This window comes from Aeromonas oralensis, assembly GCF_049665575.1.
GTDB classification, from domain to species: domain Bacteria; phylum Pseudomonadota; class Gammaproteobacteria; order Enterobacterales; family Aeromonadaceae; genus Aeromonas; species Aeromonas hydrophila.
Genome location: NZ_CP187186.1, coordinates 1143575 through 1157013 on the forward strand (window position 1 = coordinate 1143575; position 13439 = coordinate 1157013).

Sequence of the window (13439 nt, forward strand, 5' to 3'; positions counted from 1 at the left end):
CTCTCATTCGCCAACGCGGATAACGGACAAGGCCGGCATATGCCGGCCTTGTCGTATTCAGCGGCTGGCCGGTTCAGTCCAGCAGGCCGGCCTTGCCCGCCTTCTTGCGGGCATAGAGGTGGGCATCGGCGGCCTCGTACAGGCTGTGCACGTCCACCCCGGACTGCCAGCTGGCGGCTCCCAGGCTGCAGCCGACAGAGAAGGTACTGAGTTCCTTGTTGGTCATCAACATGTGCTGCAGGCGCAGCCAGACCGGGCGCCAGGCCTCGGGTTCGGCGGGTTGCAGCAGCAGGGCGAACTCGTCGCCGCCGAGGCGAAACGCCTGATCCGTGCTGCGGATGCAGTGAGTCAGCAGCTGGGCGAAGCGGCTCAGCACCAGATCGCCGACCGGGTGGCCCCAGGTGTCGTTGATCTGCTTGAAGCGGTCGAGATCCAGCAGCACCAGCACCAGGCCGTGGGATTCCCGGCTGTGCTGCTCTACCGCCCGGCCGATGGCCTCGTCGAAGTAGGAGCGGTTGCCGAGCCCGGTCAGGTGATCGAGCCTGACCTGCAGCTCCAGCTGTGACAGGCGCAGATAGAGGGGCAGAGGCAGGCAGAGCAGCTGGTGATACTGCTGCAGGATCCGCTGCTGGCTGCCGCTCAGGGTATGTTCCAGGGTGTAGTGCAACTGGCCGATCAGCTGGCCATGCTGGCCGCGCAGCTCGAACGGGTAGCTGTGCAGGGTCAGGCTGGCCTGGGGCGGATGCTGGATCAAGGTGTGAGACTGGCCGCAGTCGAAGTGCAGGCTGTGGATCCGGACAATTCTTGCCGCACGATCGGCAAAGGTTGCCAGCAGGCTGCCGAGGTCCATCTGCACCAACAACAACTCGAGCAACTGGTTGCGATCCTGACTGGCCAGCGGCGTGAGCCGCTCCATCTGGCGAACCCACTGCTCGATGCCATGTCCCAGACCATTCAATGATGATGTGTTTTCCACGGTACAGCCCTCAAACAACCTACTTCCTGACACTTACCTGCAATCCTTGTGCCCAAAATATGTTCGATGCGAACAAGAGTGGCTGGCTAGGCTTAAGTAGATAAAAAGGGAGGAAATATTGTACGCAGATGTGTTGATCCTGCTGCTTGCCGCCGTGCTGTTGGTGGCGATTTTCCGGCGCCTCGGCCAGCCGGTGATCCTCGCTTACCTGCTTGCCGGGGTACTGCTCGGCCCCTATGGCGTCGCCGTGATCACCGGCCAGGCGATCATGCAGACCATCGCCGAGCTCGGCATCGTCTTTCTGATGTTCTCGCTTGGGCTCGAATTCTCGCTGCCCCGGCTCATCGCCATGCGTCGGCTGGTGATCGGGGTGGGCGGCCTGCAGGTGTTGCTCACATCATTGCTGTTTTTCGCCATCGCCTGGTGGTGGGGCCTGAGCCTGCCCCAGGCGCTGGTGGTGTCGGGCACCCTGGCGCTCTCGTCCACCGCCGTGGTGATCAAGCAGCTGGGGGAGCAGAAGCAGCTGCACACCCGCCGCGCCCAGCTCGGGGTGAGCGTGCTGCTGTTTCAGGATCTGGCGGTGGTGCCGCTGCTGGTGATGATCCCCATCCTGGCCAGGCCCGAGATCCAGGGTAGCGCCCTGCTGGCGGAGATCGCCTGGGCCACCCTCAAGGGGCTGTTTGCCCTGCTGAGCCTGCTGGCGGTGGGCAAGTGGCTGTTGCCGCTGCTGTTTCACGAGGTGGCGCGGGCCCGCTCCGACGAACTGTTCGTGCTGAGCGCCCTGCTGGTGGCGCTGCTGGCCGCCTCGCTGACTCAGTGGATGGGGCTCTCCATGGCGCTGGGGGCCTTTCTGGCGGGCATGATGCTGGGGGAATCCCACTATCGCCATCAGCTGGAGGTGGATATCCGGCCATTTCGGGACGTGCTGATGGGGCTCTTCTTCATCACCATCGGCATGACCATGGACTGGCAGCGGGTGGCACAGGACTGGTGGCTGGTGGCCACCAGCGTGCTCTGCCTGATCCTGTTCAAGTCGCTGCTGGTGCTGCTGGCCGGCCGGCTGATGGGGGAGCGCAAGCGCGATGCCATGGCGGCGGGGATCATGCTGAGCCAGGTGGGGGAGTTCGGCTTCGTGCTGCTGGCGTTGGCCAACCACCACGGTCTGCTCGACCATCGGCTGGTCTCCCTGCTCATCGGCATCGGCGTCACCTCCATCGCCATGACGCCCTGGCTGGTGTTGCAGGCCCATCATCTGGCCCGCTCCCTCACCGATCCGGCCCTGCTTACCCGCTCCGAGGTGGCCCAGTCGGGCCTGAGCAAGAGCCAGCACGTGATCATCGCGGGCTTTGGTCGGGCCGGCCAGACCTGCGCCCGTTTTCTCAAGCAGGAGGAGATCCCCTTCCTGGCGCTGGATCTCGACCCGGAGCGGGTGAGCGAGGCCAAGTCGGCGGGGGAGCAGGTGGCGTTCGGCGATGCCAGCCGCCGCGACATCCTGCTGGCCGCCGGCCTGCTGCGGGCCCGGCTGGTGATCATCACCTTTGACGATCACAAGCGGGTCGAGGCCATGCTGGCGTTGATCAGGGAGCTGGCGGGGGAGGTGAAGGTGCTGGTGCGCACCCGGGATGACAGTTTTCTGGAGGCGTTCAAGCGGGCGGGCGCCTTTGAAGTGATCCCCGAATCCCAGGAGGGGGCCCTGATGCTGGTCTCCCACCTGCTGCTCAACTGCGACATCCCCATCGGTCGGGTTATCCGGCGGATGGAGCACGAACGCAGCAGCCAGTACCGCTTTCTGCACGGTTTCTACTGGGGGGATCAAAGCGCCGGCAATCTGGAGACGGATCAGCTGCTCGAACGGCTGCACCCCGTGCTGCTGCACGAGCAGGCCTGGGCCGTGGGGCGCAGCGTGCAGGCCCTGGCGTTGGAGACGGTGCGGATCAAGGAGGTACAGCGCGGCGAGCTGCGGCTGGAACCCAAACCTGAGCTGGTGCTGGCGGCAGGGGATCGGCTGGTGCTGTTCGGCAATGGGGTGGCGGTGGAGCAGGCGGAGCAGCGTCTGTTGGAGGGGCGCTAGTTCTCCCTCAAGGTGTATTTATCCTCGCCGAAGATGAATGAGCCGCTTGCTGGTAGGCGTGCCGGCCCACCCTCAAGAGGCCATTTCAGGCTTCGACCGGTACCATCTCCTCTATCCCCAGAAACGCTTCGACCCGCCGGCGCTCGTTCAGAGTATCCAGGTAGCCCAGCTTGATCAGCTGCTGGCAGTAGCCGGGATAGAACATCAGGAAACTGGCCAGGCTGCTGGTCTCGTCCCCCGTCACCCCCAGTACCCGCAGCAGGCGGCGCAGGTGTACTGGCAGCTTGCGCAGATAGGCCAGCGCCAGCAGGTCGAGATCCTGGCTCGGCTTGAGCACGCAGGTCTCCACCCGTTTGAGTTTCAACCGGTTGCGCTCCCGCTCCGGGATGAGATCCAGGGTCTGGTTGATGCGCCACAACCGCTCCAGATCCGAGTTGAGGGTGTCGGTGAAGACGGTATCCAGCAGGTGGCTGGCGATGTTGGAGCTGGTCAGGTGGCCATGGTGGAAGGTGGGTGCCGTGTGCGCCGGCGGATCCAGGGTGATCAGCAGGATCCGCTCCGCCCCCAGGTGGATGGCGGGACTGAGCGGGCTCAATTGATGGATGGAGCCGTCGCCGTAGAATTTGTCGCCGATGTGAGTGGCCGGGAAGACGAATGGCAGCGCCGAGGAGGCGAGCAGGTGATCCGAGGTGAGCAGGGTGCGCAGCCCGCGCCGTCTGGCCCGCTCCCACGGCAGGTGCTCGGCTCGCCCCTGAAAGAAGGTGGTGGAGAGGCCATCGTCGTAGTCGGAGGCGGTGATGGCCAGCGCCTCCAGGCTGCCGTAGAGGATGTTGTCGTCGATGCGGTGATAGTCGATGAGTTGATCCAGCAGGCGGCGCAGCGGCGCATTGTCGAACAGGTGAAAGGCGTGGTTGGTGTGGGGGTTGATGAGCCCGGCCGAGCCCTCGTACATCAGCCGCCACAACAGGCGTCCCGGGTGAAAGTCGAAGATGTGGTGGGTCTCGAAGCGGCGCCAGACCCACTCCAGCTTGCGTACCCCCAGATGAAAGCAGGAGGCGTAGCAGGCCAGCGCGGTGACATTGATGGCGCCGGCCGAGGTGCCGCACAGGATGGGAAACGGAATGCCGAGATTGCGGGGATAGAACTCGGCGATCGCCTTGAGGGCGCCGACCTGATAGGCGGCGCGGGCACCACCACCGGTCAACAGAAGAGCTGTGTTGGGTTTGGCCATGATACTGCGCCTTATGCATGCCACTGGGGGTGTTGCCACCGAGCAATTTAACTATAAGACGCTGTATCAAATATAAAAACAGGCCTGCCAACCATTTTTTTCAGGCCCTTTTTGAGGCTGTTCAGTTGGCGCGGAGGGCGGCGCTCAACTGATCGAACGCGGCGAATGCGGGAGCACTGGCGAGGATGCGACCGTGGCCGAGGCCGCGGGTGCTCACCAGCCGGGTGCGACCATCCTGAGTGGCGCGCAGGGAATCGCCATGCGGGGCGAAGCGGTCCTCCTCGTCGTGCACTATGATGGCCGGCCCGCTGCGGCTGGCGAGCCGCCCCAGCGGGTCGACCGTGCTCAGGGGGTGCTGGTACTCCTGCTCAATCTCCTTGACCACCGCATCGAACAGCCGGATGGAGTAGCCGGAGCGCGCCACCATGCCGTAGAGCTGGGGCACGTAGTCGAGCACCGGCGAGATGAGCAGCAGCGGCAGGGCATCCAGCTCGCGTCGGCGGCTGGAGAGGGTGACGGCGCCCCCCATGCTGTGGGCGATGACGCCCTGCAGCGGGCCACACTCGGCCGTCATCTTCTCTACCAGTTCGTCGAAGGCGCGCACGAAGCGGGGCAGGTGGCCGGTATGGCCGGCGCTGTGGCCGTGGGCCGGGTGATCGTAGGCAATGGCCGTGAAGCCCTGGGCGGCGATGTGGCTCATCAGGGGGTAGAACTGGCCGGCGCTGCCTGACCAGCCGTGCATCAGCAGCCAGACCGGTCCCTGGCCGAGTCGGTAGCTCATCAGGGGGCCTTCGCTGGTGTGCACGGCCTGTTTGACCAGTCCGGCCGGCGCCGTGTCATCCCGCTGGTTGCGCTGGGGGGTGAGCAGCAGCTTGCTGGCGGTGCGCTTGGCATGAGCGGGGGCCAGGGTGTGATGCAAGCGGGTGCCAAGGCCAAGCAGCCATTTGCTCGGGCTGAAGCGGCGGGTGTTGAAGTAGATCTTGCTGCTCATGGTCATCCTGTGGTTTTTATGTGCGAACGGTCGTGCTTTTTTGTCGGTTTTAAAAAAGAGAGGTCAATCCATCAGCGCCAGCCATCCAGCAGCAACTCCACTTCAGGCCAGAAGTGGCGGGCCGGATCCTGACACAGATCGAGTGCATTGAACACCTGATCCGCCAGATAGAGGCCATAGAGGCGATAGACGGCGCGCCAGGGGTCCATGTCGCTGCGCCACTCGCCCTCGCTCTGTCCCTGCACCACCTGGCGGGCCAGGTAGTCGAGCCAGAAGCGCACCAGCTGGCGGGCGGCCTGCTGCACCTCACCTTCCTGAGCCGAGGTCCAGGCGTCGAGGAACATGCAGCGGCCGGCGAAGCACTGGTTCCATGCCAGCCAGGCCTGCAGCAGGGCCGTCAGCTTCGCTCGCTGGCTGCCGTGCTGCTGCTGGCGCACCGGCTGGATCACCCGCTCCCGGAACACCTCGGCGGCGTACTCCAGCACGGCAATCTGCAGGTTGTCGCGGGACTGGAAGTGGGCAAACAGGCCGCTTTTTGACATCTCGCAGGCGCTGGCAAGGGAGCCGATGGTGAGGCTCTCCAGCCCCTGCTGGCTCGCCTGCTCGAACGCAGTCTGCAAAATGTTGTCGCGGGTCAGCCGGCCCTTGCTCATCGCACTCTCCTTCATTGACCGGGGCAGCATAAAGTACGACCGTGCTATTTGTCGAGCGACGAATCGGTCTGCAAGAGGAGATGAGGCGAGCTCAGTCGTCCTTGATATCCATCTGTTGCAGGGCGATAACCGCCTGGGTGCGGTTCTTGACGCCGAGCTTTCTGAAAGATGGGCGTGATGTGGGCCTTGATGGTGGCAAGAGGCTCAGTCGTCCTTGATATCCATCTGTTGCAGGGCGATGACCGCCTGGGTGCGGTTCTTGACACCGAGTTTTCTGAAGATGGCAGTGATGTGGGCCTTGATGGTGGCCTCGGAGACGTTGAGCTCCCAGGCGATCTGCTTGTTGAGGCTGCCGTCACGCAGCATCACCAGTACCTTGTACTGCTGGGGAGTGAGGCTGGCCAGCTTGCTGGCAAAATCGGCGCCCTCACAAGGTTCGGGGTGGAGCGAGATGCCGGCCGGCACCCAGTTGTCACCCCCGATCACCGTATTGAGGGCGTTGACCAGCTCCTTCATCGGCGCCGATTTGGGGATGAAGCCGAGCGCGCCGAGTCGCAGCACCTGCTGGATGATAGCAGGCTCTTCCGAAGCCGACACCACCACGATGGGCAGGTCGGGATATTGGCCGCGCAGGTGGGCGAGACCGGAGAAGCCGTTGGCCCCCGGCATCTTGAGATCGAGCAGCAGCAGGTCGACTTCCGGGTGCTCACCTAGCAGGTGGGCCAGGCTGTCGATGGAGTCTGCTTCCAGCAGCTGGGCATCGTCGATGGCCATGTGCACCGCTTGATAGAGGGCGCCCCGAAACAGGGGGTGGTCATCTGCGATGACGATGGTAAATTGGCTGTCCATTGCTCACATTGTTGCTAACTGATTGTTTTGGAAAATCAAACTAGCACCGCTCCCGGAGAGGGTCAAACCTGCCGGCGCGCAAATGTGAAGCGACCGTCGGATGTCGTGCCATTGGGGCAGATGGGATGGTCAAGAACAACCCATGCAGGAGGCAATAGATGGGATCTCTGGTATTGACGGTGGGCACGGGCTCCACCTGGGCGATGCGGGCGGCGCTGGTGCTGGCCATGAGCGGGCTGGAGTGGCAGGAGCTGGTGTTCGACTTGGAGGATGCCAAGGAGCTGCAGCGGCTCAAGCGGCTGGCACCCGCCGGCCTGGTGCCCTGGCTCGATCACGACGGCGTGCGGATACACGACTCGCTGGCCATCGCCGAGTACCTGCACGAGCTCTGCCCTGCGCGCCGGCTCTATCCCGAAGCGCGAGCCGAGCGGGCGCTGGCCCGCAGTCTCTGCGCCGAGCTGCACGCCGGTTTTCGCCAAATTCGTACCCTGCTGCCCTTCTTCCTCGGCGCCCCGACCCGTAGTGAACCGCCGGTGGAGGCCATCGGCGAACTGGCCCGGCTGCAGACCATCTGGTCCCAGGCGCGGGGCTCCTTCTATTTTGGCGAGGCGGGGATCCTCGATGCCTTCTATGCGGTGATGGCCTACCGGCTGGCGAGCTACGGCATCCAGTTGCCCGGGCAGGCGGGCGCCTATCAGCAGGCGCTGCTGGCCTGGCCGCTGTGGCAGCAGACCCTGGTCAAGGCGCGTCTGCAGTGGCCGGCGACCGCTCGTCAGCCGCAGTGAGCCCGCGGGCATAACCGCTGTAAACAGCTTGTCTGAACGGCTGGTGTAAACAGAGAGGGGAGCCATTGGCTCCCCTCTCTGTTTGGGTTTGATTCCTTAAGCTGGATTACGGCTGGCGGCCGGCGAACACCACCACCACCTTGTCATCTCCCTTCTCCCGCACGAAGGCATAGGGGCTGTCGGCCAGTTTCTTGTGGCTGCCCGCCGCTACCGCCGGGTGGGCGGCGCGGAACTGGCCGAGCCGCTGCCAGTGCTTGACCAGCTCGGCCTTCTCGCCGCCGGCCAGCTCCTGCCAGTTCATGTCGGAACGCAGTGCCTGATCGAACACGCCACCATCCTTGGCGAGCCCGCGGCCGGACTCATCGCCGTAGTAGATCTGTATACCGCCCGGCAGCAGCATGAAGCTGCTGGCGACCCGGCGCTGCAACGGTACGTCCTGATAGTCGCCGAAGAACAGCTTGGTGTCGTGGGAGCTGATGTAGCTCAGCACGTTGAACTCGGGATCCTGATTGATGCGGCTAGCGTAGCCGGCATAGGTGGGCTCGGCGCTAGCCAGACACTGGGCCTGGGGCAGGGCAAACTCGCGCTGATAGTCGAAGTTGATCAGGGAATCGAAGCCGTGTCGGTACCAGAAATCCTTGGCCACCCCGTGATCCCACACCTCGCCCACCATGTAGAAGGGCAGGTCGTCGAGCTTCTTGGCCGGGTTCGCGGCTTTCCACTCCTTGAGGGCGGTGGTGCCGGCCTGCTTGAGGCGGGCCCACACCTCGGGCTCCAGGTGTTTGACCGTGTCGGCTCTGAAGCCGTCGATGCCGAAGCGGCGCACCCAGTCGGTGTGCCAGGCAATGAGATAGTCGCTCACGGTGGCGTTGGGCAGTGCCTTGGCCTTGGTATCTTTTTTCGCCGCCAGCAGCGGCGGCAGCCCCACCGGCTTGGTGGATTCGGTGAGGAAGTCCGGCAGCCCCGCCACCGAGCCGGTGACGTCGTCGGTGCCGGGCTGTGGGTAGCCGGGCAGGCCGGCTCGCACCCAGTCACCGCTCCACCACTGGTTCCACTTCGGCGACTGGTAATCGATGAACTGGTTGTAGCCATGCCAGTTGAGGCCGCCGCTCGGTTGCCACTGGTTCCAGCGGGCCGGCAGTTTGCCGGTGTTCTGGGTGAGATCGGTGAGCCCCAGATCTTGCAGGTCGGCGAGGGTGGCGTAGCCGGCGTGGTTCATCACCACGTCGAGGATGATGCGCATGCCGCGCTTGTGGGCCTCGTCCACCAGGGTCTTCAGGCTCTCCTCGTCGCCGTAGTTGGGATCTATCTTGGTGAAGTCGAGCGCCCAGTAGCCGTGATAGGCGTAGAAGGGGAAGTTGCCCTGCTCGCCGCCGCCGATGAAACCGTGCACCTGCTCTACCATGGGGGTGATCCAGATGGCGTTGATGCCGAGCTGCTTGATGTAGTCGAGCTTGGCGGTCAACCCCTTGAAGTCACCGCCGTGCCAGGTGGCCACTTCATCCTGACCGTCCTGTTGGCGCCCGAAGCTGTGGTCGTTGGCGGTATCGCCGTTGTTGAAGCGGTCGGTCAGCAGGAAATAGACGCTCGCCTGATCCCAGCTGAAGGGAGCCGCCGTAACCGCTTTGACCGGTTCGAGCAGCAGCAGGCCGCCGCTCTCTTTACTCGGCGTCAGGGTCAGCTTGCCGCCCTTGACCACCCCTTGCTGGCCCGAGTAGGCATCCCGCAGCTGGGTGCCGTCGGGCCAGACTCCTTTCAGGGATACGGTAACCGGGCCACCATCCCAGCTGATGCAGGGTTCTACTGGCGGCTGGCGTTTGAACTCGCTCTTCTTGGTGGCTCGCAGCACCTTGAGGCTGGGGGTATCCGGGTTGAAGGTGAACTGATAATCCCCTGCCAGCATCACCCGCAGGTTGAAATGCTGCCCCTTGCTGCACTTGTCCATCGGTTGGGCAGTGCCGAAGGGGAGCGGTTTAGCCTCGCTCGGGCCGAAGCTGGTGCCGCAGCTGTTGCCTGCGTCGCTGATGCGGATCTGGTGGCTCCCCTTGGTGAGCGGATGGGTCAGCTGCACTGCCCCCTTGTCCAGCGCCAGCGGCGCGCCGACTGGCTGGTCATCCACGTAGAGGCGCACCTCGGCGGCCATGGCCTGATGGAGGAAGAGGGGGCTGGCCAGCAGGGCGAGCCAGAGGGAAGAAACCGAGGGAGTGCGACGCATAAGCCATTCCTTGCTGGGGTTAAGCGGACCAGATTGCCGTCAATGGGGCTCATTCTAGGAGGCATGAGGGCGGGCTTGGACAGGCAAACCGTCGATTTGTGACATCAGTTCAAATGGTTACGTTTTCAAGAATGGAAAAGTGTGAGCGGGGTGTCGCGCCCATAAAAAAAGCCGGTCGATAGACCGGCTTGTTGCATTGCCACCTTCGTCACACGGTGAAGAACTTGAAGTTGACGAAGGCCACCGCGATGAAGGAGGCCACCATGCCGCTCAGGCAGAGCACGGCCGGGCGAATGGCCGGCCAGCGATGGGTCAGCAGGATGATTGCCAGCATGGTCGGATAGAGGCCGAACATGTAGCGCGGCATGGCGTTGAGCCCTGTCATCAGCGGAATGGTGCAGCAGATGAACATCAGGGTCGCCTCGGCCCAGCGCTTCTGGCTGAACAGATAGAGGTTCAGAGCCCAGCCGAACATTACCATGATGGAGAGGTAGGATTTGCGTCCGCCCAGCTCGAAGCCGCTCAGCCACCAGTCCAGCGGGCTGTCCATGTAACGGCCCCAGGCCACCTGGATATGCTTGAAGGCCAGCGCGTCACCGGTGAGGTGATAGAGATAGAACATGTAGGCGAACAGGCCGAGCGGGATCATCCAGAGGGTGAACACCACCTTGAAGGCGCGCTCGGTGAAGCGGAAGAACTCGCGCCAGCCGTAGGCCTGCAGCGCCAGGATCAGCACCGGGAACACCATCATCACCCCCAGGTTGCGGGTGGCGGAGATGAACACGCCGAGCAGCGCCACCATCAGCCACTGCTGGCGATAGGCGAACAGGAACATGCCCAGCATCAGCGCCATGAACATAGACTCGGTATAGCCGGAGACGAAGTAGGCGGAGAAGGGGGAGAAGGCGAGCAGCCAGACGCCGAAGCGGGCGGTGTCGTCACCCAGCTTGAGCTGGCGCAGCACCAGCAGCATCAGCGGCAGGCTGATGAAAAACGCCAGGTTGGCCACCAGCATCAGGCCGATCAGACTCTCGACGTTGAGCAGGTTGGAGATGGTGCCGGAGATCATCGGGTAGAGCGGCATGAAGGCCCAGTTGGCCGCATTGCCCTTGCTCAGCCAGCGCGGGTAGAGATCGTAGCCGTTCTCAATGATGCGCTGGAACCAGACACAGTCGAACTGGCAATAGGCCTGCAGCGGGCCTATGTCGGGGGAGCCGTAGAGCTGGACGCCGAAATAGCCCATGCCGTAGAGGGCGGCCCGGCTCAGCACGAAGGCGGCGATGATCATCAGCCAGTCACGGCTGCTGATGGCCAGTGACGGGCGATAGGGGCCCGCATTGTCAGGGGGGATGGAGGTAGTCATGTCATTCATCAGGCAAATACCCAGATCCTGGAGAGGAGGTAGGTGAGCACGGTGACTGTCAGGGTGGCGATCACCACCGGCAACAGACCGGAAAGACCCGCAAACAGCAGACCGCTCAATATCAGGTTACGCACCGCCAGCGAGAAGAGGGCGACCAGCAAGAACTTGCTGGCGGCACCCTGCTTCTGGAAGGTGATGTAACGGTGACCGAAGAAGGAGAACCAGAAGGCGATGGCAAAGGCCAGCGTTGTCACCAGGTGCTCCGAGATGGTGGGCCAGGTGTGAAACAGGGCGATGGAGGTGCCCAGATCGACGAGGGTGGCACCCCCGCCGACAAACCCGAAACGTACCAGCCGCCAGAATTCCTCGCGGGAGATCATTGAGAAGCCTGCTCCTGCTGATCATCAGCGGCTTTCGCGGCAGCAGCCTTCTTGCCGGCGCTCTTCTTGCTGCCGGTGGCGGCGTCTTGCTTCGGCTCTTCATCCTGTTTGGCATATTGGCCGTACACCCCTTCGATGAGGTAGACGGGGCGCTGCTTCACTTCCACAAACATGCGGCCGATGTACTCGCCGATGATGCCGAGCGACAGCAGCTGGATGCCGCCGAGGAACAGCACCACCGACATCAGGGAGGCGTAACCCGGCACGTCGATGCCGAAGAAGACCACCTGAGTGACGATCTTGAGGATGTAGAGGAAGGCGACGAAGGAGACGCCGACGCCGACGTAGCTCCATACCCGCAGCGGCCAGCTGGAGAAACTCATCAGGCCGTCGAGGGCGAAGTTCCACAGCTTCCAGTAGTTGAACTTGGTCTCACCGGCATGGCGGGCGGGGCGCTCGTAGGGGACGCCGACGGCGCGGAAGCCGGCCCAGGCGAACAGCCCCTTCATGAAGCGGTTGCGCTCCGGCAGCTGCTTGATCGCCTCGACCACCTTGCGGTCGATCAGGCGAAAGTCGCCAGCGTTCTCCGGCAGCTTGGTGCTGGTGGAGAGGGCGTTGAAGAAGCGGTAGAAGCCGCCGGCGGTGAGGCGCTTCATCGGGGTGTCGGCGCTGCGATCCACCCGGATGCCATAGACGGTGTCGTAGTCGCCGGTCTGCCACAGCTTGACGAATTCGAGAATGAGTGCGGGCGGATCCTGCAGATCCACGTCCATCGGCACTACGGCATCACCCTTGGCGTGATGCAGGCCGGCGGTCATGGCCGCTTCCTTGCCAAAGTTGCGGGCCAGGTTGACCAGGGTGACGCGCGGGTCGCGGGCGATGGCCTGTTCGACGACCTCACGGGTGCGGTCGCGGCTGCCGTCGTTGACGAATACAATTTCCAGCTGATCCTTGAGCGGCGCCAGTTCGTTATCTATCGCGTTGATGAAGGCATCTATGCTCTCTTCCTCGTTGTAAACGGGAACGATCAGAGAGAGTCGAAAATCGGCATGCGACATGAAAACTTCCTTATTTGGAAAATTATTTTATAAAACAGCGTATTGGAGAATACGTCTTATTGGGCGACGGTCAAGCGCACCGACTGGACATTGAGCGGCGTCGGGGCAGAGAGCGCCAGAAAGTTGGGACGCTTGGGGTCCGAGGTCAGCGACTCGCCCGGCAGGCTGAGACGGATCTCGTTGATGCCGGCCTTGGCCAGCTTGACGGTGGTGGTGAAATCGTGACCCAGCGCCACCTTGAGCAGCGCACCGGCCTGCGGGCTGTTGACCCGGGCCTGGATGGTCAGCTGTTCCGGCTGCGCCTGCTGCTTGGGCAGCACGAAGTAGAGGCCGCCCTGGCCGCTCAGTTCGGTGCCGTCCGCGCTCGGTTTCTTGGCCCAGCCTTCGCTGGAGAGGAAACGGCTCGGCTTGGTCAGATTGAGCTCGTTGCCAGGCTGATAGGTCATGCTGGAGTTGTGCTCCCAGAAGCGGGTCTTGCCTTCCAGGTAATAGAGCTTGTAGGCCAGGCTCACGTTGGGGTGGGCGGCCAGGTAGAGGGTATAAAGGTAGAAACCACTCAGCGCCATGATGGCGGTCAGAAAACCAAACTTTTTGTACGTCATATCACTCTCTGCGCCTCACGGTTTGTAGGCTGATTTCGCGCATATGCTAATCCAATTGCAAAAAAAGCATAGTGGATCACAAAAATATATTTGGTCACATATTAACCCCTTTCCGGCCGGTGTTCCAAATGTTGCTGTTCCCGTATTTTACCTGCCCTGGCGAGTCGGAGAGCCGGTGCAGGCCAGGCGCATTTAGGCCCGGCTTCGACAAGCATAAATGAGGGCGCCGCTCACACGGCTGGAAGCCTGCATCGCTGTGGCAGGA

At 63.1% G+C, this 13439-nt stretch carries 12 protein-coding genes and 1 pseudogene; 2 read left to right on the forward strand and 11 right to left on the reverse strand.

Annotation, left to right across the window (positions count from 1 at the left end):
* Nucleotides 1-73: 73 nt before the first annotated feature.
* Entirely contained in the window at nucleotides 74-994 is a 921-nt protein-coding gene (locus ACPDZI_RS05595) for a GGDEF domain-containing protein (RefSeq protein ID WP_102989180.1), read from the reverse strand.
* A 100-nt stretch (nucleotides 995-1094) separates the two neighbouring features.
* Between ACPDZI_RS05595 and ACPDZI_RS05600 the strand changes: the two genes are divergently transcribed.
* Nucleotides 1095-3047, forward strand: coding sequence for a monovalent cation:proton antiporter family protein (locus ACPDZI_RS05600; protein ID WP_187268144.1), 1953 nt, complete (start codon nucleotides 1095-1097; stop codon nucleotides 3045-3047).
* Between the two features lie 85 nt (nucleotides 3048-3132).
* On the opposite strand, the gene ACPDZI_RS05605 is transcribed toward ACPDZI_RS05600, so the two are convergent.
* The 5 genes and pseudogenes from ACPDZI_RS05605 to ACPDZI_RS05625 form a co-directional block, all read right to left on the reverse strand.
* On the reverse strand, nucleotides 3133-4278 hold the full coding sequence (locus tag ACPDZI_RS05605) for a patatin-like phospholipase family protein (protein WP_024946021.1): 1146 nt from the start codon (nucleotides 4276-4278) through the stop codon (nucleotides 3133-3135).
* Between the two features lie 121 nt (nucleotides 4279-4399).
* The gene (locus tag ACPDZI_RS05610; RefSeq protein WP_268031466.1) at nucleotides 4400-5269 is read right to left on the reverse strand and encodes an alpha/beta hydrolase; all 870 of its coding nucleotides are present in this window, start codon (nucleotides 5267-5269) and stop codon (nucleotides 4400-4402) included.
* 71 nt (nucleotides 5270-5340) lie between these two features.
* The gene (locus tag ACPDZI_RS05615; RefSeq protein WP_043163093.1) at nucleotides 5341-5922 is read right to left on the reverse strand and encodes a TetR/AcrR family transcriptional regulator; all 582 of its coding nucleotides are present in this window, start codon (nucleotides 5920-5922) and stop codon (nucleotides 5341-5343) included.
* A 91-nt stretch (nucleotides 5923-6013) separates the two neighbouring features.
* Nucleotides 6014-6119, reverse strand: a pseudogene (locus tag ACPDZI_RS05620) (LuxR C-terminal-related transcriptional regulator); the annotation flags it as partial.
* Nucleotides 6120-6126: 7 nt separating this feature from the next.
* Nucleotides 6127-6771, reverse strand: coding sequence for a response regulator transcription factor (locus ACPDZI_RS05625; RefSeq protein WP_005303387.1), 645 nt, complete (start codon nucleotides 6769-6771; stop codon nucleotides 6127-6129).
* 158 nt (nucleotides 6772-6929) lie between these two features.
* On the opposite strand from ACPDZI_RS05625, the gene ACPDZI_RS05630 reads away from it, so the two are divergent.
* The gene (locus tag ACPDZI_RS05630) at nucleotides 6930-7556 is read left to right on the forward strand and encodes a glutathione S-transferase N-terminal domain-containing protein (RefSeq protein ID WP_438834167.1); all 627 of its coding nucleotides are present in this window, start codon (nucleotides 6930-6932) and stop codon (nucleotides 7554-7556) included.
* 106 nt (nucleotides 7557-7662) lie between these two features.
* Here the strand turns inward: ACPDZI_RS05630 and ACPDZI_RS05635 are convergent, their stop codons facing one another.
* From ACPDZI_RS05635 to ACPDZI_RS05655, 5 genes are all read right to left on the reverse strand, one after another.
* On the reverse strand, nucleotides 7663-9771 hold the full coding sequence (locus ACPDZI_RS05635) for an alpha-amylase (RefSeq protein WP_438834168.1): 2109 nt from the start codon (nucleotides 9769-9771) through the stop codon (nucleotides 7663-7665).
* A 208-nt stretch (nucleotides 9772-9979) separates the two neighbouring features.
* Nucleotides 9980-11143, reverse strand: a complete 1164-nt coding sequence (locus ACPDZI_RS05640; protein WP_045529436.1) for a membrane protein — start codon at nucleotides 11141-11143, stop codon at nucleotides 9980-9982.
* A complete protein-coding gene (locus ACPDZI_RS05645; RefSeq protein ID WP_005303379.1) occupies nucleotides 11143-11514 on the reverse strand; it encodes a GtrA family protein in 372 nt (123 codons plus the stop codon). Before ACPDZI_RS05645 ends, ACPDZI_RS05640 begins: the two co-directional genes overlap by 1 nt.
* Entirely contained in the window at nucleotides 11511-12572 is a 1062-nt protein-coding gene (locus ACPDZI_RS05650; RefSeq protein WP_029301561.1) for a glycosyltransferase family 2 protein, read from the reverse strand. Before ACPDZI_RS05650 ends, ACPDZI_RS05645 begins: the two co-directional genes overlap by 4 nt.
* A gap of 56 nt (nucleotides 12573-12628) precedes the next feature.
* Nucleotides 12629-13174 (reverse strand): hypothetical protein, encoded by a 546-nt coding sequence (locus ACPDZI_RS05655; RefSeq protein WP_016349902.1) that lies wholly within the window; start codon nucleotides 13172-13174, stop codon nucleotides 12629-12631.
* Nucleotides 13175-13439 lie beyond the last annotated feature (265 nt).

What these genes read in the sequence shown, in the direction of transcription:
- ACPDZI_RS05605 (WP_024946021.1), bottom strand. Translation starts at nt 4,278, where the DNA reads ATGGCCAAACCCAACACAGCTCTTCTGTTGACCGGTGGTGGTGCCCGC.
- ACPDZI_RS05610 (WP_268031466.1), bottom strand. Translation starts at nt 5,269, where the DNA reads ATGAGCAGCAAGATCTACTTCAACACCCGCCGCTTCAGCCCGAGCAAA.
- ACPDZI_RS05615 (WP_043163093.1), bottom strand. Translation starts at nt 5,922, where the DNA reads ATGAGCAAGGGCCGGCTGACCCGCGACAACATTTTGCAGACTGCGTTC.
- ACPDZI_RS05625 (WP_005303387.1), bottom strand. Translation starts at nt 6,771, where the DNA reads ATGGACAGCCAATTTACCATCGTCATCGCAGATGACCACCCCCTGTTT.
- ACPDZI_RS05630 (WP_438834167.1), top strand. Translation starts at nt 6,930, where the DNA reads ATGGGATCTCTGGTATTGACGGTGGGCACGGGCTCCACCTGGGCGATG.
- ACPDZI_RS05635 (WP_438834168.1), bottom strand. Translation starts at nt 9,771, where the DNA reads ATGCGTCGCACTCCCTCGGTTTCTTCCCTCTGGCTCGCCCTGCTGGCC.
- ACPDZI_RS05640 (WP_045529436.1), bottom strand. Translation starts at nt 11,143, where the DNA reads ATGAATGACATGACTACCTCCATCCCCCCTGACAATGCGGGCCCCTAT.
- ACPDZI_RS05645 (WP_005303379.1), bottom strand. Translation starts at nt 11,514, where the DNA reads ATGATCTCCCGCGAGGAATTCTGGCGGCTGGTACGTTTCGGGTTTGTC.
- ACPDZI_RS05650 (WP_029301561.1), bottom strand. Translation starts at nt 12,572, where the DNA reads ATGTCGCATGCCGATTTTCGACTCTCTCTGATCGTTCCCGTTTACAAC.
- ACPDZI_RS05655 (WP_016349902.1), bottom strand. Translation starts at nt 13,174, where the DNA reads ATGACGTACAAAAAGTTTGGTTTTCTGACCGCCATCATGGCGCTGAGT.